Origin of the sequence: Mesorhizobium ciceri WSM4083, from assembly GCF_000519305.1 — a bacterium.
GTDB classification, from domain to species: Bacteria; Pseudomonadota; Alphaproteobacteria; order Rhizobiales; family Rhizobiaceae; genus Mesorhizobium; species Mesorhizobium ciceri_B.
Window position 1 is genome coordinate 17927 of the sequence record NZ_JAFG01000021.1, and the last position, 21701, is coordinate 39627.

Consider the following 21701-nt stretch of genomic DNA (forward strand, 5'->3'; position numbering starts at 1 on the left):
CCCTTACTCGCTTCGGCAGCGTGTAAAGCTGTCGCAAGCTGTATCGTCCCGGGTAACTGGCCTGGAACTCGGCGAGCAGTTCAAGTGCGGTATGATCCGGGCGATGAGATATCGTTCAGAGGGACTTGACGAACGGGGGCCCACTATAGAATCACTACTTTGAAAGTTTAGGTTTGATGAGTCTGCGAGCAGCTTCTCCCAGTGAGGACATCTGCGGGGCGGCGGCCGCATGAAGAGGTTAAGAATGGCTGTCTAACAGCTGGCATAATCGGTTGTGGCGGTGGTCTGCCGACTCTTTTTTGCCGGTGAATGCGTCCGGCGGCTTCTCTTCGTCATGTCTGCTCCTGATTCGCACCAAGAAACCTCGCCGCCGTCAGGCAGGAATCCATTATGCCACCGTCCGATTTTGTGGTGGCCTTCTCTGTCGACTATTTTACAAATGTAAAAAACAATAATAGATATTTTACTTTTAATGCGCATGGAGAAATGTGACAATGTACAGGATGGAAGAGGAGATCGATTTAGTAAATCAACTCGGAGAATCATCATGAACCATGAAGCGACTACGCATAATATATCTGAACTTGAATCATACTTCAGTGACGACTATTTGTATTTTGCTGATTTGGTCAATCCCCCTGAAAGAAGTGACCGGGAGGTAGAGGCAATTTGGAAGCTTCTTTCCCTTAGGCACGGCAACTCAGTTCTTGAACTCGGATGCGGTTATGGGAGGATTGCCAACCGGTTGGCGGAAAAAGGAGCGCGGGTAACCGGATTAGATCTCTCGCCGACCTTGCTGAAAAAGGCCGAAGCGGATGCGGCTGAACGCCGGGTAGATGTTGAGTATACTCGTGGGGATATGCGCTCACTCGCTTGGCGGGATCGGTTTGACGCGGCCTTTCTGTGGTACACGACGTTTGGCTATTTCGATGAAGCTGATAATGAGAGAGTTCTTCATGAAGCCGCTGCTTCACTTCGAAAGGGCGGGCGTCTGCTAATCGATCAGATTAATCGCTTCTCTTTGCTGCGCGAGCAGTCGCCTACCTACGAGATCGTGGAGCGCGACGATGATCTAAGAATCGATATAGTCAACAACGACGCGCTGACCGATCGTCGAAACTACGAAAGGATCGTCGTCCGCGGTGGTTGCGTAAGACGCATGCGTCTTTCTATCAGACAATATGGGTTTTCCGAATGCACTCGCATGTTGCGAAGCGCGGGGTTCGATTCTGTTGAAGCCTATGGGCAGGAAGGCGAAGAGTTTACATCCTATGGCCCTCGTCTCGTCGTCGTCGCGTACAAGTAAATTGGCGGTCATGGCGATTGCGTATTGCTACAGGCTTTATCGCTGACGGGTAGTGCGAGTCTGCGGGTCGCTCTAAGAACAGTCCGGTTGAACCGGGGTCGTAGCGATCGGGGTTGGTGACGGCGGCCCTGAGATTGTCGCAGACCACGAACTTCGGCACGCTGCCCAGAAAGGTGAAAGGTTCGTTTGAACACGGATCCAGTGGCAGGCTCTCGCTCGGGCACGCCTCGGCGTAGGTATAGTTGGAGGCGCCCATCGCTGCGACAAACAGCTTCATGGGATGCGCTTCGCCGGTGACGGGGTCGAAGATGTCGATGGTGTCGCCGGCGAAATCGACAAACACCTTCTCGCCGCCCAGGTGCGTCTGGCGCATCGTCGGGCGCGCGCGCCCTTTCCAGGCCTCGAAGGTCGTGCAAAACCAGGTATAGTCAAAGCCGTCTGGATTGGCGGCCCGATACTCTTCCCACAGCAGCACCCGCGTTACGCCGCGCCGGCGCAACTCCTTCTCCACACGGCTCCAATCGGGCACCGGCGGGCGAGGGCTTTGCGAGGCCGCCATCGGCGCTGGGAAGAGCAGCAGCGTAAGCGGTGTTTCCGGACCACCTTTCGGGAGTGGTCGCGATCTGTGAGGTTGCCGGTTCTGCATTGGAATCGGAGATCGGCTTGTGTCTGGACTTGACCTTACGCTTGACCCGGAGCGGCAGCCTCGACGTTTCGAGGTGATCAACGGTGCCGGCGGTCGGCGTCGGTGGTCTGTGGATGACAAGGCGCGGATCATCGCGGAGACGCTGGAGCCGAACGCGATCATTTCCGAGGTCGCCCGCCGTTATGGTCTCAGGCCGCAGCAGGTCTTCGCCTGGCGCCGCGAAGCGCGCAAACAGGTCGCTTCGGTGCAGCAAGATTCTCCTGCCTTTGTGCCGGCGGTTGTGGCGGCGGCGGAACCTGTAGCCAGCCGTTCACCGAAGCAGCGGAAACGGCAAGCCACCCGAGATGCCGGCATGATCGAGCTTGAGATCGACGGCATCGCGATGCGCGTCGGCCGGGGCGCCGATACCAAGACGGTGGCCGCAGTGATCCGCGCGCTGAAGGCGACGTCGTGATCGGGCCGACGGGTGCGGTCAAGGTCATGGTGGCGACGAAGCCCGTCGACTTCCGCAAGGGTGCGGAGGGATTGGCGGCGCTGGTGCGAGAGACAATGGGGGCCGATCCGTTCTTATGCGTCGGGCGAGATTATGTGGCGGAGCCGCCCTGACCCCCTTTCGGGCCGGCCAAACCCAGCTTGCCTCCGCCACATAATGTTCAGATGGAGTTCAGCAGTTGCAGAACGGAGTCATTTGGTCGGAAACGCACGCCGTGATCGCCGGTGACGCCCGCCTTCTCGAGTCCATTGCGCATCATCTCGACATCCGCTGCGGCATAGCGGTGGGTCGTGGCGACCTGTGCGTGCCCGAGCCAGGCTTGGATCGTCAAAAGGTCCACGCCGGACTGGAGGAGCTTCATGGCGAGGGAGTGCCGGAAGATGTGCGGCGATATGGGCTTGTCGGCCAAGGCCGGCCTGGTAGGCACGGCCTCGGTGGCCGCACGCCGCACGATATGGGTCGCTCCGAAACGAGTCAGGCGCTCGTTGCGGGCGCCGACGAATATCGGTCGCGGCTCGTGATGGGCGATCCCGCGCTCGCTCAACAAAGATGTTAGCGCCCGCGCCAGGTCCTTAGCAATGGGGACGACGCGGTCTCTGCGCCCTTTGCCGCGCAGCAGCACTTGTGGGTGCGGCCGCTCCAACTGAAGGTCGTTTGCGTTGACGCCGGTGGCTTCGGAGACCCGGGCGCCGGTCCGTGCCAAGAAGAGCAGAAAGGCTCGGTCGCGCCGACCACGGGGCGTCTTTGGATCGGGCGCCGCGATGAGGGTGTCCACTTCGGCCTTGGTGAGGTGGTACGTCACCTCAATGTGCGTCCGTTTAATGGGAATCGTCAGCACGCGTTGGGCGACGCCGAAGGACGCCGGGTCGGCGGCAGCGACGTGGTGGAAGAAAGATCGGATCGCGGCCAAGCGGGCGTTGCGCGTGGTGACGGAATTGTTCCGCTTCTCCTCGAGTTCGTCGAGAAAAGCGAGAACGAGGTCTCGATCAAGCTCTTCGAGCGCCAACGCCGCCGGCTTCTTCCGCAATCGGGCGGCGGCAAAGAGGATCAGCATGCGCAAGGCGTCCCGATAGCTGGCCACGGTCGCGGGAGTCGCGTTCCGCTGCTTGGTCAGGCGCCGGCGGAAATAGGACTCCAGGAGCGGCGCTAGGAGCGGGTGTTCGCTCATGCTGCGCCTCCATCGAGGGCGGCACGCTCAGCCGCGATGGCGAGGAGCTCCGCCGAGCCCGTGAGGTAGTAGGCCGTGTCGCTGTAACTAACGTGGCCGAGATATGTGGCGAGCAAAGGCAATAGCGCCTGAACGTCTGCGCGCTGTTGGTGCCAGAGGCTGAGGCGGGTCACGGCAAACCGGTGCCTGAGATCGTGCGGCCTTAACGGCTTACCGCCATCAAAGTCGGCGAGTTTACGGACCTCGGCAAAGCCGTTTTGCAGGCCGGTCGCCGAGAGGCGGTTGCCCCGGGAACTGAGGAAGAAGCCCTGATCCTTGGGTATGGGGAAAGCGGCGTCGCGCTCACGGGCATAGCAACCAAGGGCAGCCTGGGTTGTCGTGTGAACTGGAACGAGACGATCCTTGCGGAACTTTGTCTTCCGAACGAGGAGAACCCCGTTGGTGAGATCAACGTCGGAACGATCAAGCCCGACTACTTCGCCCGATCGCAGCCCCGAACTCGCCAACAATCCGATCAGCGTCGCCATCGTCCGCCCTCGCAGAGGGATGCTAGGCGAAATGCGGGCGCATGCGTCGATGAGTGACGTCAACTCAGCCTCGCTGAGAATACGCGGAGGCGGAATCGCTCTGGATCGGGGGAAAGCCCTGCGCTCCAAGACTTCGGTTCGCACGTCATAGACGGCGAGATACTCGTAAAACCGGCGGAGCACGCCGTGACGAGTGACGCGGCTGTTGGCGGCGCCGCTGAACGACAGGGCGAAATCCAGCGCCAACGTTCGAGTGGCGGGCCCATCGAACTGAGCGCGCTCAACGTACCTCGCGAAAGCCCGCAACGTGCCGGCTTGCTTGCTGAAGGCATAGCCGAGGGAGTGGCGTAGCTCGATGTAACACTCGGCCTTCTCGCCGAGGAATCGGGCAAAGGCGCTCATGCCACGCCTCCCGGAAAGGGGAGTGCGACCTCGGCAAGTTGCGAGGTCGCGACCTTTACGTACAGCGCCGTTGTGTTGATGCTGCGGTGTCCCAGGAGATCGGCGACCTCGTTGATCGGCCTTCGCTGCTTGACGAGCTGGGTGGCAAGACTGTGGCGCAGGAGATGCGCACCTGCGACCCGCCCGAGTTCAACCCCGCCATGTCGCAACCGCTTCCGCACGATCCTCGAAACAGGCGACGCGCATTTGAACGGTGCCACGGGCGGCGTGAAGGACAGGAACAGATACGGACTATCCACCTTCGGTCGAGCGCGCAGGACGTAGTCGGCGAGCGCGGCGCCAGTCTCCTCGAGCAGCGGCGCCACCCGATCCCGCTTGCCCTTGGTGCGCCGGACAGAAACCTCGCCAGCACGCCAGTCGATATCCTGCAGCTGAATGGCGCGTAGCTCACCGTTGCGAATGCCCGTGGTGGCGAGTAGCAGCAGGACGGCTCGATCGCGGATGTCGACCGGCGTCGTTGCGCCGATCGCATCGATTGCGCGCCGAACGTCATCCCATGCAAGGCGCGGCGGCAAATGCGCCAAACGCCAATGAGGCGTCCTTGGGACGACGCGGTCGAGATCCTGGTCATGGTGGCCAGCCCAACATAAAAACTGAAGAAATGTTCGGATGTGAGAAGTCGCTGCCGTGCGGGTGCCGGTGGTCGCCGATAGCGACAGCCGATGCTCGACAGCAGCGAGGACGTGCTCAGCCGTCAACGCCTCGAGATCTTGACCGGGATGGTGATGGCGGAACCAATCCAGAAAGCGGCGGCCGCCCAGAAGAACGCCTTCGCGGGTCTTCGGCTCAAGTCCTCGCACCTTGCGCAAATAGTCGGAAAATGAGGTCAGAAGCGGAGTATCCGGATCATCATCTACCTTGGGAGCGGAAGCAATGAAGCGCTCCGGAGCCACTCGCCGTGCATGTCCCAGCGCCGATGCTGCCCCAATGCGTGGAGAATCCGTAGTAAACGTGCATAAATAGCTGTCGACGACATCTTGATGGATCGGCATCCGACCACAGCGCGTTGCGGCAAACTGGCTAAAGCGCGCAATCCGGCTCAGGTAAATCTTGGCGGACGCTCGCTTGTAACCAAGGGTGAAAAAATGCTCCGCGAGGCGATCCATCTCGCCACCGAGTGCACCGCTACGCAGGCGCTTGAGCACCCCACAATAGGAAAAATAGAACTCGAGCATTCTGCCCCTCCGGCGTTGTGGCACAGGGGAATCCCGCGCCATGAGAGAGGCATGAGATATTATGTGGCGGAGGCAAGCTGGGTTTGGCCGGCCCGAAAGGGGGTCAGGGCGGCTCCGCCACATAATCTCGCCCGACGCATAAGAAGGGTTATGTGGCGCGCCACATAACCGTTCAGCGGGGCCGTCTACGTCTTCCGGGCGAAGCGGACTGACCGGATCAAGCTGATCTTCTGGGATGGCACCGGCGTTTGCCTCTATGCCAAGCGTTTGGAGGATGGGGAGTTTCGCTGGCCGAAAGTGCATGACGGCATGATGCGGCTGACGGCCGCGCAGCTCTCGGCGCTGCTCGAAGGTCTCGACTGGCGGCGAGTCCACGAGGCGCGCCGGACCCGCGTTCCAGCCCAGGCGGGCTGACCCGCGACGAAGTGAATCAGCCTGGATTCCGCTGTCGCGGGCTGTCGGCGAATATGGTCTGATCCGCTCATGGCGATGACGGCTGACCAGCTTCCCGACGATCCGGACGCGCTGAAGGCGATGGTCCTGGCGCGCGACGTCGAGAATGCCCGTCTGATTCAGATCATCAAGGAATTGCAGCGTCACCGCTTCGGCCGGCGTGCCGAGACGCTTCCCGAGGATCAGTTGCTGCTGGGGCTCGAAGAGGCCGAGCAGATCGAGGCCGCCGACGAGGAAGAGAACGAACAAGCATCTCCCGCAGAGCGTCTGGAGCGCGCCAGGAAGCGCCGGACGAACCGCGGCGCGTTGCCACCCCATCTTCCGCGGGTGGAAATGGTCGTCGACATCGAGGATCATGCCTGTCCGGGTTGCCGCAATGGCCTGCATCGGATCGGCGAGGACGTGAGCGAGCGGCTCGATATCGTACCCGTGCAGCTGCGTGTGATCGTCGTGCGCCGGCCCAAATATGCCTGCCGCGCCTGTGAGGACGTCGTGGTTCAGGCTCCCGCGCCGGCCCGACTGATCGAGGGTGGTCTTCCGACCGAGGCAACGGTCGCCCAGGTGCTGGTCTCAAAATATGCCGACCACCTTCCGCTCTATCGTCAGGCGCAGATCTACGCCCGGCAGGGTATCAATCTCGATCGCTCCACGCTCGCGGACTGGGTCGGCCGCGCCGCCTGGCATCTGCGTCCGGTGCATGAGCGGCTGCTTGGCAAGCTGAAGTCCTCGCCAAAACTGTTCGCCGACGAGACGACCGCGCCGGTGCTCGATCCGGGCCGCGGCAAGACGAAGACAGGCCAACTCTGGGCCTATGCCCGCGATGACCGACCATGGGAGGGGAGCGACCCGCCGGGCGTCGCCTATGTCTATGCGCCGGACCGAAAGGCCGAGCGTCCGATCGCTCATCTCGCAGGCTTCACCGGAATCCTGCAGGTCGACGGCTATGGCGGCTATCGCGTGCTGGCCGACAAAAGCGGCGTCACGCTCGCCTTCTGCTGGGCGCATGTCCGCCGGCGCTTCTATGAACTGGCAGCAGCTGGTCCCGCGCCGATTGCCAGCGAGGCGCTGAGACGGATCGCCGAGCTCTACAAGATCGAGGACGCCATCCGCGGCCGATCGGCCAACGAGCGCCGTGCTGCGCGCCAGGAAAAGAGTGCTTCAATCATCGCGGCACTCGACCCATGGCTGCGTGAGAAGCTCGGCCTAATCAGTCAAAAGACCAAGCTCGCAGAGGCAATCCGTTACACGCTCTCACGCTGGGAAGGGCTCTCGCGCTTCCTTGACGACGGCCGCATCGAGATCGACAGCAACGTGGTCGAACGCTCAATCCGTCCGATCGCGATGCGTGAGTCATTATGCACTCCCTCGTCAAGTATCTGTAAACATTGGAAGCGTGTCCACGTCGGCAACGCGACACGGGCGACCTTTTCGGGCCACCGCCGTTTTGATCGACCCCGACGCCAAGTCGTCGGCACGGATTTGATAGGGTGCGCCAGGAACAACCTGTGCAGCAGGAAGAACGCCGGTTTTGATAAGGCGCCGTATCGCGTGGTTTGTGACGCCTAAGGCCTTTGCTGCTTCGGTCATCGTGAGCCATTCACCGTCTTTTTCAGCGGATCGATAGGCATGGATTCCACGCACGCGCCGAACAGAAGAGACGCGGTGCGCCGTCCACGTTTTTCCCTGTCCGGTGGGTAATCCCATTCGATTGAGCGAGGCGGCGATATGCTCGTCAGACCAGCGACCGGCCATGCTGCGCATCACCGCCAAAGCGTCGTCGGTCGTCGCGCAACCGTGCTCGCCAGCTCGAGGCTTGCGAACCCGCAGTTCTGAGTGCTGGCCGCCCCGCCAATGGATCATGAGCACGACGTCCCGTACCGCGTTGTCGACATCGACGATGATGTCGGCGATCAAGGTTCGTAGCAGCTGCTGGCGCGCACGCATCGTCACATCAGGTCCATTCCAGGCTGCTGACAGGTTTTCTGCCATATTGGCGAAGGCACTGGGATCGACCTCAATGGCCGGTGGCCTGCCAGTAGGCTGGCGGGTTTCAAGATCCCGCAAGCGGCGCAGCGTGGTCTCCCAGCTTTTCTCCAGCTGCGCAGCTATCAGGCGATTGTCAGGATCACAGGCAGCGTAGCGGCGCTCAGCAAGATTGGCCTCGTAACGGGCCTGCTGAAGTTCCAGATCGAGGATCTGGCGTTGATCATCTTGTCGTTCCCGGTGCATCCGCTCCGCCTCGAACGCGGCCTCGATCGCCAACGGTTCTACCGCTCGCAACAGCTCACGCGCAACAGCCGCGTCAACCCGTGGGCCGCCGAAGGTCATGCACCTGGGCAAGCCCATCATCAGGTTTGGCTTGTCGCAGCGATAGACAGGTCGACTTTGCGGATTTCCGGTATAGGCAACGCTCAGTCGCCGCCCGCACCGTGCACACGTCATGATGCCTGACAGCAGCGCTTTCCCGCCGCGGCCCGATTTTACACCGCCGGCGCGACCGTAGTTGTTGAGTGCCAGCTGCTTCTGGTTTCGCTCGTACTCATCCCAGCTGACATAACCCTCGTGATGACCCTTGATCATCACCTCCCAGGTTCCGACAGGCTTGCCATGCCCGTAGCTTCGCCGCGCTCGCCCGTCGACAATGGAGGTTCGCTTTTCGCTTTTGCCGTAAACGTAAACACCTGCGTAAAAGGGGTTTTTGAGAACGGCGATGACATTGCGATAGCGGATCGGCAACCAGACGAAGCTGGTCATGCGGCCCTCATCAGAAGGCCGAGGGAAGTGGGTCTGATCCGCCGTCATCGACAACAACACCTGGCGCGCGCTGCCGAGTTCACGGAAGCGCGCGAAGATGAGCCGGATTACCTCCTGCAGCCGTATATCTGGGTCGAGCCCAAGCCCAGCTTCGCGATGCCAGATGTAACCGAACGGTACCGACAGGCGCAGCTCCCCCCGGCGCGCCTTCGATCTGGCGGCCTCGAGCATTCGTGCCTTCAGCACGCCCAGTTCGAACTCGCTGATGCTTCCCTTCATGCCCAAGAGCAGACGATCATTAGGCAGGCAGGGGTTGTAGACGCCATCGTGGTCGATGACGCGGGCTTCGACAAGTCCACACAACTCGAGCAGATGATGCCAGTCCCGCCCATTGCGTGCGAGCCTCGATGCGTCCAGGCACAACACGGCGCCGACCTTGCCCGCACACAACCATGCAACTAGCCGATCGAAGCCGGGGCGCGCCACTGTTCCGCTTGCTGATCGGCCGAGATCGTCGTCGATGACTTCGATATCGGCGAAGCCGCGCTGTCGCGCAATGTCGACCAGATCATATTGCCGTCGCTGGCTCTCCAGGTTGGTCATGACCTGGGACTGCGTCGACTGGCGCACATAGACGACGGCCTTGCGCTTCAAGAGCGCAGCTGGGATCAGATCAGTGCTGGTCATCATCGAGCTCCTCGACGACCAAACCGGCGGCCTGCATGAGGATTTGGGCGAGCGTCAGCAAGGCCTTCGCCCGCTCCACTTTGCTCATCCCCTCCAGCCTGTGGGGTTCGAATATCAGGCTCATCTGCCTGTCCGAGGTCGGTGCAGGCACGTTGTGCTGTTTCATCGACTTTCTCCCGTGCGATTCCATTCTCGCTCGGGAAGTTTGTGGAAACAGCGGCCGGCGTGACCAGCCTCTTCAGATCAGACAGGGCCGTGAGATCAACCTGTGGCGGGCCAAACGTCATGCCCGCGCAAGCGGCCGAATCCACCATCCAGCCTGGAATCGATACAACAATGCCCGATGGGTATTGCACCTTGACAAACTGGCCAGTTACCCGCTGCTCCACACGCCGCACGCTGACCTTTCGGCCAAAATATGGATGCCAGCGATAATGAACTTCCAGCTCGTCCCCGACATGGGCACAATGAACGGGTGATGGCGCTCAACCGCAAGAACGCCCTCTTTGCAGGCTCCGACGGCGGTGCCGAGCACTGGGCAGTCATCGCCTCGCTGATCGAAACCTGCAAGCTCAATGGTGTCGAACCGCTCGGCTATCTCGCCGATGTCCTCACCAGGATCGTCAACGGTCACCCCAACAGCCAGATCGACGATCTCCTGCCTTGGGTCTACATCAACAAGCTCGAGCTCAAGGCCGTGGCCTGAGAACACCGCTTACGCAGCAGCTCAAGGCCTTCGTCATCCATCCCTTCGGGCAGCGGCCAGCTCAGCCCGGCAAGACGAGCGCGTCGCAAGTAACCGTGGACGACGCCATTGCTGGTCCCGAGCGTGCACGCGATGACGCGCTCGGTCAGACCCTGGGACAATCTCACTCGTAATACGTCTCTGATCCGGCGCATCGACAATCTCTTGGTTGGCATCAGGCTTCCTCGTTTTGAACAGGCATCCTGTAGACCGCTGAGTTTGTCGGCCGAAGCGTCCAGCACCTCCGAAAGGTTGCTCACGAAAAGTGCTTCATTATTCCAATCTCCACATGGCGAGATCAACGTCAGCAGTTTAGCTGAGCGCTGGATGCTCCGCGATCATGCCATATGATTAGGGTCGCCCCGAGCAGAAATGAGGGCGGCTGCTCCTGTCGGGATGTGAGAACGTGGTCGATGTAGATCGCCACAAACATCAGGAAGGAGCTGCCATGAAGTATTTTGCCGGACTGGATTGCTAGCTAACTCTAGCTCCAAGGCCTCGGCAGCAGTCCAAGATGGCTGCCGGCATCGACAACAGTGATCTGACCGGTAATGTTTGACGCTTCAATCAGAAAGAACAGTGCAGCCTCCGACATCTGTTCGGGGGTGCCCGCCTGGCGTAGAAGCGTTCGTTGTTCCTCGTCTTGTTTCATCTTACTATATTCAACTTCGCCGACCCCATTCAGCATCCAACGGGTCTGGATGAGGCCGGGAGAAATGGTATTCACCCGAACGGCAGGGCTCAGCCAGCGTGCAAGCATGGGGGTTAGAGTATTTAGCGCCCCCTTCGACAGCACATAGGGCAGTGAGCTACCTTTGCCGGTAAGAGTGGCACTGCTAGACACATTCACGATCGCGCCTCGTTCTTTGCTTTCCTCCCATTGTTTTCTCATGGCCGGAAACACAGCACGACTCATCATGAAAGCGCCTGTGGTGTTCACGCGAAATATGCGGTCGAAGTCCTCCGGTGTGACGTCTTCGAGATCGCCGGCTTTTTGGAACTTTGTGGTCGCGGCGTTATTGATTAGGCCGTCGATGCGCCCCCATTCGCTCAGGGTCTCGGCAGCCAATTTACGGCAATCTGTATCCTGCCCCACGTCGGCTTGCACAACGATGGCTTCAGCACCTTGCGCTTTGACTTTGGCATAAGTCTCGTCGGCTTCTTTCTTGCTTCGGCTATAATTTATCGTGACGTTCCAGCCCCGTGTAGCGAGGTCGATGGCACAGGTCGCGCCCATACCCGTTGCCGATCCTGTCACAATTGCTACTTTGGCCATGGTGTCTTCCTTCGCTTCAGACCTTTGATGAGAATCGGGACGCGCAAACGGCTGTGGCGCACAAGCTATAAACATCGCAAACACCGAATTTGCGAGCAGTCTGGATCTGAGTCCCGCCTTTCGCGACAGCCCCTCGGCCTCGAATTTGAGGTCTCTTGCGAGGGCTCTCTCAGCGGGTCACAGTCAGGCATTGGGGAGCCGTGATCTCAGCGGTACGACTGCAGGCACTGCAGTTGGTATAGACCTCCGGCTGGTCTGGGCTGACGGTATTTTCCTGGCTGAAGCCGCTTTGAATCGTGGCGATCTGGGCGCACGCCTAATATTGTAATTCCTTCCTGGATTTAAGGTTAGTTGTGGTTATAATTGGAATCAGCTAGTTCTGATAGAGAAATTCCGTGCACTTATTATAAAGAAGTTATGAAAAATTTGTTGTCAATTGGGATGGCAAAGTACGCATGATGATCTGTTGGCGATCATGCGATGCTAGATGCCTTACCAAGCGCCCGCCGACAGGGAGCGCATTAAGATAATAAGGCAAGGCACCAAATTGCACGGGCTGCTCATCCCAGCCCGCGTGAAAAGTTCGCGGGTCTTGCCCGAGACCATGACCTGCGCATTTCAGTATAGCCTCTTTTCTGGCCACAGCTCCAGAAATCTTCTCGCAGGCTCGCGCGAAACACCTTCGAAAATCCTGACTTCTTGGTCAGTCATAATGGGCGGCCCAATTGGCGGCAATTTGCCAAGGGGCGCCAACGCTCAATATCTATCCCGATCAAGCCCATGGCTGACATGGCGACGGCGGACCAATCCTGGCTGTGAGACCGGCTCACCTCAATATCGCTCACCGGCAATCGAGGCTTGCCGAAGCGCGAAACACTGATCTGGAGTTCTCGCCCCGGAACATGCAAGTGCGCAGCAAGGATGGTCCGAAAAGCAAACTTTGCTTGAAGATATGAAAGCCGCAGATTTGAGGGACGGATTTTTTCGGCTCTTTCCCGCTCAGTTTGGCTTAGAACTTCACGCATGTATAACATTGGGATCATCAGCCGTGAATGCTGGAAAACCCAAACGTCGATTGTACCGCGCTGCGACCGCATGCGTCACCGCCTATAGCTCGCCCACCACATATCCTTGCCTGATCAGTGCATTGGTAAAGTGCCTCCCCCTATTTGCGCTCCCACAGCGCCGTCAATGGGGCGGGTCGTCACCGATGTGCGGAGATTATACACAGACAGAACCACGACGGGATAAATATATGTTAAATATAAGTTGAGTTTGCGATAACAATTCTTTTCTTTTATTACATTTCTCTTTTTCATTTCCTTGATAAATCACTCATATGTTTATAATTATTAAAATTTGCTCTGCGAGAATTAACGAAACGGTAATATTATTCTCGAAAAGATCCTGTATCGTTCTCCGCACAATAGGAAGTTGTTGGGGAAAGCAATGGATTCGATCACGCGTCCGCTCTCGCATGGCCAATTGGGCCTCTGGTTGCATCATCAACGAAGACCCACGGGTAGTGAATACAACCTGCCAGTCGAACTGCGCGTTAAGGCACCGTTCGACATTGATGCCTTGCGACGCGCGCTCCAATCATTGATCGACCGCCATGAAATGCTGCGCACGACCTTCCACCAGGAGGGCGAGCACGTCGTTCAACGCATTCATCGGACAGCCTGTCTAAGCTTTCATGTAATTCGGCTGCCAGGAGTCGAAGAGGTGGAGTTCCATCAATCTATTGCGGCAGAGGCCCGCTCGCCTTTCGATCTGGAACATGGGCCGATGGTTCGCGCTCACCTATTCATCCGCAGTGCCGCGGAGGAGATTCTCCTCCTCAATTTCCATCACATCATTTCCGACGGCTACAGTATTCGCACCTTCCTGCGCGAGTTCGGCAGGCTCTACCAGGCGTGTTGCGACAACGCGGACATGCCGGGTCTGGCCACGGCGGCTTCTTACGGGGACTTCGTAGCCTGGCAGGAGAGCCTCCTTGCCGGCGACGACGGAAAACGGATGTGGGCCTACTGGCGCGGCCAATTTGTCGATCATGAGCCTGACCTCGCCATTCCGACTGACAGACCACGGGCGGCGCTGGCCACGCACACTGGGTCAGTTTTCTCTCTAGATATTGAGATGCCACTGATCGCGCGCTTGAAGCGATTGGCGCACAAGGAAAAAGTTACGCTCGCTACAGTCCTGCTTGCTACCTATTACGTCCTGCTGCATCGTTATGGCGAGCAGGACGATATCACCGTCTACGTGCCACGCCTCGGTCGTCCGGCAGGAAATTTTTCGGAAACCTTCGGCTACTTTGTGACCCTAGGGGCCCTCCGGCAGAATCTTTCCGGAAATCCCATTTTCCTCGACCATTTGCATCAGGTGCGTCACCTCATGCGATGCGCGCGCAGTCACGAGTACTTTCCTCTTCCACTACTGTTGGAGAAGCTCAAGCTACCTGCCGCACCCGGCAATCCGCTCGCGCAAGCAGTCTTCAACTTCACTCCGGAGGCGGTGAGTTCTCTCGGCTTCACGCCATGCGGCGTCGATCTATCCGGCTTGCCTGCACAAATCCGACTTTGCGAGACCGATACCTGGATCGATCTTGATTTTCGTATCCTCGCTGGTAAAGACAGCGTCCGCCTTAACATCGTATACAATGCGGATTTGTGGAATCGCAGCACTATCGAGCGGCTGGCGAAGCACTATTGTTTGCTCCTTGAGGCGATCGCAGCTGAGCCAGAGCGACGGATAGGCGACTATCGTCTTCTGACGCAAGAGGAAGAGCACCATCTTCTTCACGGTTTGAACGACACAAGTGCAGTTTTCCCGTCCGACATTTGCTTGCACAACCTGATCGAAGCGCAGGCTGCCGCTTACCCAGACAATATCGCTGTCAGCTGCCCATCGGAGACACTCAGCTATGCCGTACTAGAGCAAAGGGCAAACAGGCTTGCCCGTCATCTAATTTTAAAAGGTGTCCGCCTTAGAGACGTCGTCGGCATTCTCGTTGAGCGTTCGTGCGATCTCATTGTCGGCTTTCTAGCAATCTTGAAGGTGGGGGCCGTCTACCTTCCTCTCGATCCGCGACTCCCAGCCGGGCGTCTGCGCTTCATGCTGCGGGATGCTGGCGCCACTGCAGTGATAAGCATGACGGAACTTAAGGAACAGACGTTCGGGAAAGACCTGTCAGGGCTAAACATTGAAGGTGCAAATGGATACGCGGTGGTTCTCCTCGACAGGGACTGCACCAAAATTGCTCTGCATGAAGTCACGCCTCCGCACTGTCTCGCCGGCCCCTCCGATTTGGCTTACGTGATCTATACGTCCGGTTCAACGGGTCAGCCGAAAGGCGTGATGGTTGAACATCGCAGCGCCTGCAACATGACGGAGGATCTAAGACGCACTTATCAGTTGGGGCCAGATTGCCGGGTATTGCAGTTCGCTTCCTGCGGATTTGATGCATCGCTGTTTGATTTCATGCTGGCCTTATCATCTGGTGGTCGATTGTGCTTGGCGCCCCCATCAGCGTCGCTGCCTGGAGCAGAGCTTGCCGAGTTCATGCGCCGTGAGCGCATTACCGCTGCCGGTCTTACGCCGACAGCGTGGACCTCCTTGCCGTCGACTGACCTTCCTGATCTCACGGTGATCAAGTCAGGTGGAGAGCCCTTGCCGTCGAGCCTCATTGAGCGATGGGGTGAGAAGTGCCGCATCTTCAATTCCTATGGCCCTACCGAAACGACCGTTTATTGCATAAGGACCGAAGTTAAGGCTGGGGAGCAAAGGCCACCCATTGGGCGCCCCGCCATCAATACTCATGCTTATATTCTAGATCGCTATGGCAATCCGGCACCGGTTGGCGCAATCGGACAGCTTTGCATCGGGGGCGTCGGTATAGCACGCGGCTACATCAATCACGATGAACTCACGCGGGAGGCTTTCCGACCGAACCCGTTTGATGCCAATCCGCAATCCCGGCTTTACAGAACTGGGGATCGCGCCCGGTATCGGTCAGATGGCATGATTGAGTTCTTGGGCCGGAAAGACGGACAGATCAAGATTCGTGGCATGCGGGTCGAGCTTGCCGAGATCGAGCAGTGCCTGATGGAGCACGAAAACGTCAGGGCTTGCTGCGTTATGCTGAGAGGCAGTTCCGATGAAAATGCGAGCCTGACCGCCTACGTGGCGAGGCGACGTGACAGTTCGAAGGATACCGATGAACTTCAGTCTTTTCTGCGCGCCGCGCTGCCTAGTTATATGGTTCCTTCACACTTCGTGTTCCTCCCGCAGCTACCAACCAATCGTAGCGGCAAGATCGATCGGCGCGCTCTTCCCGAGCCGAGAAACGTCTCGAAATTTAAGGCCGCAACTTTTCCCACCGGTAGGTTGCAGACGGAAGTAGCCGAGATCTGGAAGGACTTGCTGAAGCTGGACACCGTCGACGTTGAGGACAATTTCTTCGATGTTGGCGGACATTCCCTGGCTGTCGTTCAGGTTCAGGCGCGTATCCAAGATCGTCTGGGCATTGATTGCAAGATTTTGGAACTTTTCGAGCACCCCACCATAAGAACGCTCGCTGCGCATTTGGCCTCAACTCAAGCAGCCCCTCCCGCAGCTGAAGCGTTTAAGAACACAATTGGTTCTGCCGGAAGCCGAATGGAGCCCAAACTGGACCGCAATGCTGTTGCGATCATTGGTATGGCGGGCAGGTTCCCGGGGGCGGAGAACGTCGATCAATTCTGGAACAACCTGGTCAATGGCATAGAGTCCATCACAGACTTGGATGAACAGACGTTGCGAGAAGCTGGCGTCGACCCTCACACTTTGCGCACCCCTAATTATGTAAGGCGCGAAGCCGTTATCAGCGGAGTTGATCTGTTTGACGCGGCGTTTTTCGGCATCTCGCCTAAGGAAGCAGTGTGGATGGACCCGCAACAGCGAATCCTGCTGGAAACGGTATATCAGGCGCTCGACCATGCGGGATACGGAGCGCGCGAGAGGGCAGGAGACCGTGTCGGTGTCTTTGCTGGCGTGGGGGCGAACCACTATCTCGCTGACCGCGAACTAGGCCGTGACCTGCTCGATTCAGAGAAGTTACAGATCCGCATTCTCAATGGCAGCGATTTCACGACGACGCGCATCGCCTATAAGCTCAACTTGACCGGTCCCTGCGTGTCAGTTCAGACGGCCTGCTCCACTTCGTTAGTTGCTGTTCACCTCGCTTGCCAGAGTCTGCGCAGCAATGAGTGCGATATGGCGCTGGCAGGCGGCGCATCGATTTCCTTGCCCCATGGAAAAGGCTATCTGCATCAAGAAGGCCATATCTTGTCGCCCGACGGCCACTGCCGTGCGTTCGATACTAAAGCACAAGGAACGGTGAGAGGCAGCGGAGCAGCAGCCGTCGTGCTCAAGCGGCTCAGCGATGCCTGTAGAGACGGTGACTATATCTGGGCAGTCATAAAGGGGACCGCCATCAACAATGACGGCGCCGCCAAGATAGGGTTCACCGCCCCCAGCGCCGACGGACAGGCTGCGGTGATTCAAGCCGCCCTCACCGATGCTGATGTCTCTGCGGACACCATTGGTTATGTGGAGGCGCATGGTACGGGAACCTATCTTGGAGACCCCATCGAAATCTCTGGCCTGACCAAGGCCTTTCGTACGCAGACCGCAAAAAAACAATTCTGTGCAATAGGTTCGGTAAAAACAAATATAGGCCACTTAGACGCCGCAGCGGGTGTAACGGGATTGATCAAGGTTGCCACGATGCTGAACAAGGAGGTCATTCCCGCTAGCCTACATTTCGATACACCTAATCCAAACATTGACTTTCAGGATAGCCCGGTACTCGTAAACAAGACCCGCACCGCTTGGTCCAAAGGTGATGCGCCAAGACGCGGCGGGGTTAGCTCATTTGGAATTGGTGGCACGAACGCGCACGCGATTCTCGAGGAGGCTCCGCCGCGAACCGGCGAGCACGCCAGTCGCAGGCCGCACGTGTTTCCGGTATCGGCGGCGAGCAGGTCGGCAATGACCGAAATGCTGCGGCAACTGGCCGGCTTTATGCGCCGAAGCGATGTTCAGCACAGCGCAGCAAATATCGCATACACGCTGCAACAGGGTCGAGCCGCTCTGAGATATCGCGCAAGTTTTGTCGGATCCGATCCGGTGGAACTAGCCGACCAAATCGACAAGGCGGCACTGCAGGCGGGCATGACGCGAGAGGTCTCAAGCAGTGAACCCCGCGTCGTGTTCATGTTCTCCGGCCAAGGTGGGCAGCAGATTGGAATGGGTCGGGAGCTATATGAACAAGAGCCGGTATTCCGCAGCGCCATCGACGAATGCGCAAAGTGGCTTAGCGAGCTCGCACATGTCGATTTTCGCGCTCTGCTCTACAGGAAAGGCAAATCCAATGGCGAGTTTGAGCCCCAGCTGGAAGTCGTCATGCAGCCCGTCATCTTCGCTACGCAATATGCAATGGCGAAGCTCTTCATCTCGTGGGGCATTTTCCCTGCAGCTGTGATCGGCCACAGCATCGGAGAATTTGCAGCCGCTCATATTGCGGGCATCATCTCGCTACCCGATGCCATCCGCCTGACAATGAAAAGAGGGCAGTTAACGTCGCATGTGCCTGCCGGCGGGATTGTTGCAGTCCATCTGTCGCCGGAAGAACTCCAGCCATATTGGGATGAACGCCTGTCGTTGGCCGCCATAAACGGGCCGCGTCGGTGCCTCGTTTCGGGGCCCGCATCCGAGATCGCGGCGTTTCAAAAGCTATTGGGGGCTGGATCCATTGCGAGCAAACGAATACATGCAAGTCATGCTGTGCATTCGTCCATGCTTGATCCAATCCTGCAAGAGTTTAGGCTCCATGCCGAGCAAGTCGAGTTACATGCGCCGCAAATGCCTTTCATGTCGACTGTGCTGGGTGACTGGCTTGCGGCGGACGTGCCGCCTGATGGCAGCTATTGGGTCCGCAATCTGCGCGAGACGGTGCAGTTTCATCAGGCTTTCGATCGCCTGATGCAATCGGGCTATCAGTTATTCGTTGAGATGGGGCCTGGCACAGCCCTGACCAGACATTCAAAACAGTTCAAGTCAAAAAGCGACCTGCGCAGCCCCATCAGCTTTCCAGCCATGCCAGGAGACGATCATGGGAAAGGTGATCACGCGAAGCTGTTGCAGATGGTGGGCAAGCTTTGGACCTGCGGCGTTCGCATTGATTGGTCTTGCCTGCACCACCAGAAGCTCCCGCAGCGCACTCCCCTCCCACCTTATCCTTTTGACCGGAAGCGTTATTGGCTCGATGCGGCCGCCGCCAAGCAGCGGGAACGAAATGCGGATTTGAATCGACGTAATACGGCGGCGCTATCGGTCGCTTGCTCGGGTGGCAACGAAGAAGCGCGCGGTCCGATCGCGGTTGAGACATCTGACAAAGCAGCTTTGGGCCGCCAAATTGCGGAAGTCTATCGGGACATTTTGGGTTTGGATGACGTTGCCCTGACCGACAGCTTCTTTGATCTTGGAGGCGATTCATTAAGTGCTTTGAGCGTAATCGATCGCATCGAGCAGCTTACGGGAGAGAGATTGGCCGTTTCTCGGCTGTGGGAGCAGCAGACACCGAGAGAACTCGCGATGGCCCTCTCGAAGACCCGCGGAAGCTCACGTCCGAGCGCATTGGTGCCAATACAAACCGGCGGTTCGTGGACGCCTCTTTTTTGCCCACACCCTTTTGGCGGGCATGTGCTCTTCTATACCCCTCTTGCTGAAGCACTGGGCGCGAAACAGCCGCTCTTCGGTCTCCAGGCACGCGGTTTGAACGGTGAGGCAAAGCCTCACCTGAGCATTCCGGAGATGGCGCGGGAATATGTTGAAGCCATCAAATGCGTTCAGCCACGCGGCCCTTATCAGCTCGCGGGCTTGTCTATGGGCGGCAGCATTGCTTGGGAAATGGCCTGTCAATTGCGCGATGCTGGTGACGAGGTAGCAACCCTTGCACTGCTCGATGCTAAAGCGCTTCACAAGCATGAAGAAGTCGCAAGCGGCCGGTATCATCGCCTGCTCGGCAACAACCCCATTCCTGATTGGCTAAGCGAGCAAGCGATCACAATGAGCGTCCTTTTTCCCGCGCTCAAAAAACATTGGCGAAAGCTGAAATCGATCAAACGTGAGCGTCAGGTGATGGCCTTACACGATTTCGGAAGGCAAGCTGGCCATGTCCCAAAAATGAGCGACACACAGCTCGATCATATCCTGACGATTGCCGAGGCAAATAGAATTGCGCTGCGTGATTATACACCTCGGCCCAACGACAGCAGGGCCATTCTTTTTGCGGCCAAGAAGGGCCTGCGCGCCTCCTCCAATCTACCTGATGGCGATCTTGGGTGGAAGCAGTTCGCGCGGGGCGGCCTGGAAATTCACGAGGTTCCAGGTAACCATTACACGATGGTCGCTCCGCCGCATGTGAACGCCCTTGCGAAGATACTTGCTAACTTTCTCGATCGAAACGACTAGTAGCTCTGCACAGAGGATTTGACAGGTTCGATGGGTTGCAACCTGGGTAGGCTATCGGGTTCGACGAGCAGTTCGATGCTTCGTGCAACACCAGGCTGTCTGCGGATCAATCCGGCACGCTCGAGGGTGAGCACCATCTGATGGACGGAAGGCGCGGTGACGCCGAAGAAGCGTTGCATGTCGCGTTCGGCCGGCGGCTGGCGGTTGACCTGCATGTAAGCCCAGATGAAGGCGAGATACTGCCCCTGTTTGTCGGTGAATCGGGGTCGGGCAGGCGGCTGTCGGTCAAGCAATTGATTCATTTGTCGATTCATCCGGAACCTCCGCACCCGAAGGAGGCCATCCGGATGAATATACGCTATCGCGTCGATCTCGACCAACCCGAACGCGACGAACTCATGAGCATACTGCGCAGCGGCAAGCATCCGGCGCGCAAGCTCAAGCGGGCACAGATCCTGCTCGCCGCCGATGCCAGCCACAGCGACGAGACCATTGCGACGACGGTGGTGGTCGGCGGCTCCACGGTCTACCGCACCAAGCGCCGTTTCGTGGAGATGGGTCTGGAGGCGGCGCTCAGCGAAGAGCCGCGCCCCGGCGCGGAGCGCAAGCTGAGCGGCAAGGAGGAAGCCTTGCTGGTGGCCACCGCCTGCTCCAACCCGCCGCCCGGGCGGGCCCGCTGGACACTGGAGCTGCTGGCCGACGCGTTCGTCAAGCTGACCGAGCATGAGCAACTGTCGCGCGAGACAGTGCGCCGGCGCTTGGCCGAGAACGATCTCAAGCCGTGGCGCAAGGACATGTGGTGCATTCCCAAGGTCAACGCCGAGTATGTCGCGCGCATGGAGGATGTGCTCGACCTCTATGCCGAGACACCCGATCCGGCGCGGCCGGTCGTGTGCTTCGACGAAAGCCCGACCCAGCTCATAGGCGAAGTGCGCCAGCCCATCCCAGCCGCACCGGGCAGGCTGGAGCGCTATGACTGCGAGTACAAGCGCAACGGCACCGCCAACCTGTTCGTCTTCCTCGACGCGCACCGCTCATGGCGCAAGGTGAAGGTCACCGAGCGGCGCGCGGCCGACGACTTTGCCCACTGCATGCGCGACCTCGTCGACATCCATTATCCCGAGGCCGAGCGCATCCGGGTCGTCCTCGACAATCTGTCGACCCACTCGCCCGCCGCGCTCTATCAGGCCCTGCCGCCATCACAGGCGCGACGCATCCTGCGACGGCTGGAGTTTCACTACACGCCCAAGCACGCCAGCTGGCTCAACATGGTCGAGATCGAGATCAGCGTCCTGCGCAGCCAGTGCCTCGACCGTCGCATCGAAAGCCGCGATAGCCTCGTCGCCGAGGTCGCCGCCTGGCAACACCAACGAAACGCCAGTGGCGCCCGCATCAACTGGATGTTCTCAACCCAACAGGCCCGCCTCAAAATGGCCAAGGCCTACCCAAAGCCAACCGTCAAAGAGTCATAATCTCTGTGCAGAGGTACTAG

General features: G+C 58.7%; 12 protein-coding genes and 6 pseudogenes. 8 read left to right on the top strand and 10 right to left on the bottom strand.

What is annotated here, in order from left to right:
- Positions 1 to 547: 547 nt before the first annotated feature.
- The gene (locus MESCI2_RS0124135) at positions 548 to 1306 is read left to right on the top strand and encodes a class I SAM-dependent methyltransferase (protein WP_032901273.1); all 759 of its coding nucleotides are present in this window, start codon (positions 548 to 550) and stop codon (positions 1304 to 1306) included.
- Positions 1307 to 1310: 4 nt separating this feature from the next.
- Here the strand turns inward: MESCI2_RS0124135 and MESCI2_RS01000000135350 are convergent.
- A pseudogene (locus tag MESCI2_RS01000000135350) lies at positions 1311 to 1928 on the bottom strand (IS21 family transposase); the annotation flags it as partial.
- Positions 1929 to 2025: 97 nt separating this feature from the next.
- Here MESCI2_RS01000000135350 and tnpA point away from each other — a divergent pair.
- Together tnpA and tnpB (MESCI2_RS0124150) are read left to right on the top strand one after the other, a co-directional pair.
- Positions 2026 to 2406 carry an IS66-like element accessory protein TnpA gene (gene tnpA / locus MESCI2_RS0124145; RefSeq protein ID WP_276325627.1) on the top strand — a complete coding sequence of 127 codons (381 nt, stop codon included), beginning with the start codon at positions 2026 to 2028 and terminating at the stop codon, positions 2404 to 2406.
- Positions 2403 to 2519, top strand: a pseudogene (tnpB, locus tag MESCI2_RS0124150) (IS66 family insertion sequence element accessory protein TnpB); the annotation flags it as partial. The gene tnpA and the pseudogene tnpB (MESCI2_RS0124150), both read left to right, overlap by 4 nt.
- Positions 2520 to 2605: 86 nt before the next feature.
- On the opposite strand, the gene MESCI2_RS0124155 reads toward tnpB (MESCI2_RS0124150), so the two are convergent.
- The 3 genes from MESCI2_RS0124155 to MESCI2_RS1000000137310 are packed head-to-tail and all read right to left on the bottom strand — an operon-like array spanning position 2606 to position 5777.
- Positions 2606 to 3613 carry a tyrosine-type recombinase/integrase gene (locus tag MESCI2_RS0124155; protein WP_027038778.1) on the bottom strand — a complete coding sequence of 336 codons (1008 nt, stop codon included), beginning with the start codon at positions 3611 to 3613 and terminating at the stop codon, positions 2606 to 2608.
- Entirely contained in the window at positions 3610 to 4542 is a 933-nt protein-coding gene (locus MESCI2_RS0124160; RefSeq protein ID WP_027038779.1) for a tyrosine-type recombinase/integrase, read from the bottom strand. Before MESCI2_RS0124160 ends, MESCI2_RS0124155 begins: the two co-directional genes overlap by 4 nt.
- Entirely contained in the window at positions 4539 to 5777 is a 1239-nt protein-coding gene (locus MESCI2_RS1000000137310) for a site-specific integrase (protein ID WP_027038780.1), read from the bottom strand. Before MESCI2_RS1000000137310 ends, MESCI2_RS0124160 begins: the two co-directional genes overlap by 4 nt.
- A 180-nt stretch (positions 5778 to 5957) precedes the next feature.
- Between MESCI2_RS1000000137310 and tnpB (MESCI2_RS1000000139315) the strand changes: the two are divergent.
- Both tnpB (MESCI2_RS1000000139315) and tnpC read left to right on the top strand, forming a co-directional pair.
- Positions 5958 to 6191 (top strand): annotated as a pseudogene (gene tnpB, locus MESCI2_RS1000000139315) (IS66 family insertion sequence element accessory protein TnpB); the annotation flags it as partial.
- A gap of 69 nt (positions 6192 to 6260) precedes the next feature.
- Positions 6261 to 7619: pseudogene (gene tnpC / locus MESCI2_RS01000000135370) on the top strand (IS66 family transposase); the annotation flags it as partial.
- Here tnpC and MESCI2_RS1000000137315 read toward each other — a convergent pair.
- Positions 7599 to 9671 (bottom strand): recombinase family protein, encoded by a 2073-nt coding sequence (locus tag MESCI2_RS1000000137315; RefSeq protein WP_027038781.1) that lies wholly within the window; start codon positions 9669 to 9671, stop codon positions 7599 to 7601. The pseudogene tnpC and the gene MESCI2_RS1000000137315 overlap by 21 nt on opposite strands.
- Positions 9658 to 9837 carry a hypothetical protein gene (locus MESCI2_RS0124185; protein WP_027038782.1) on the bottom strand — a complete coding sequence of 60 codons (180 nt, stop codon included), beginning with the start codon at positions 9835 to 9837 and terminating at the stop codon, positions 9658 to 9660. Before MESCI2_RS0124185 ends, MESCI2_RS1000000137315 begins: the two co-directional genes overlap by 14 nt.
- Positions 9838 to 10143: 306 nt before the next feature.
- On the opposite strand from MESCI2_RS0124185, the pseudogene MESCI2_RS0124195 reads away from it, so the two are divergent.
- Positions 10144 to 10377 (top strand): annotated as a pseudogene (locus tag MESCI2_RS0124195) (transposase domain-containing protein); the annotation flags it as partial.
- 14 nt (positions 10378 to 10391) lie between these two features.
- Here the strand turns inward: MESCI2_RS0124195 and MESCI2_RS1000000138565 are convergent.
- The 3 genes and pseudogenes from MESCI2_RS1000000138565 to MESCI2_RS1000000138085 form a co-directional block, all read right to left on the bottom strand.
- Positions 10392 to 10592: pseudogene (locus MESCI2_RS1000000138565) on the bottom strand (IS21 family transposase); the annotation flags it as partial.
- Positions 10593 to 10900: 308 nt separating this feature from the next.
- Complete coding sequence (locus MESCI2_RS0124200) at positions 10901 to 11692, bottom strand: SDR family NAD(P)-dependent oxidoreductase (protein WP_027038784.1); 792 nt, start codon at positions 11690 to 11692, stop codon at positions 10901 to 10903.
- A 707-nt stretch (positions 11693 to 12399) separates the two neighbouring features.
- Complete coding sequence (locus tag MESCI2_RS1000000138085; RefSeq protein ID WP_155936661.1) at positions 12400 to 12789, bottom strand: 4'-phosphopantetheinyl transferase family protein; 390 nt, start codon at positions 12787 to 12789, stop codon at positions 12400 to 12402.
- Between the two features lie 352 nt (positions 12790 to 13141).
- On the opposite strand from MESCI2_RS1000000138085, the gene MESCI2_RS01000000135375 reads away from it, so the two are divergent.
- Positions 13142 to 20209: a hybrid non-ribosomal peptide synthetase/type I polyketide synthase gene (locus MESCI2_RS01000000135375; protein WP_081738878.1), complete on the top strand. Its 7068-nt coding sequence runs from the start codon at positions 13142 to 13144 to the stop codon at positions 20207 to 20209.
- Here MESCI2_RS01000000135375 and MESCI2_RS1000000137325 read toward each other — a convergent pair.
- Positions 20206 to 20511, bottom strand: coding sequence for a LexA family protein (locus MESCI2_RS1000000137325; RefSeq protein WP_032901297.1), 306 nt, complete (start codon positions 20509 to 20511; stop codon positions 20206 to 20208). The genes MESCI2_RS01000000135375 and MESCI2_RS1000000137325 overlap by 4 nt on opposite strands.
- Positions 20512 to 20556: 45 nt before the next feature.
- Here MESCI2_RS1000000137325 and MESCI2_RS0124220 point away from each other — a divergent pair, with 45 nt between their 5' ends.
- Positions 20557 to 21681, top strand: coding sequence for an IS630 family transposase (locus MESCI2_RS0124220; protein WP_027038787.1), 1125 nt, complete (start codon positions 20557 to 20559; stop codon positions 21679 to 21681).
- The last annotated feature ends 20 nt before the right edge of the window (positions 21682 to 21701 follow it).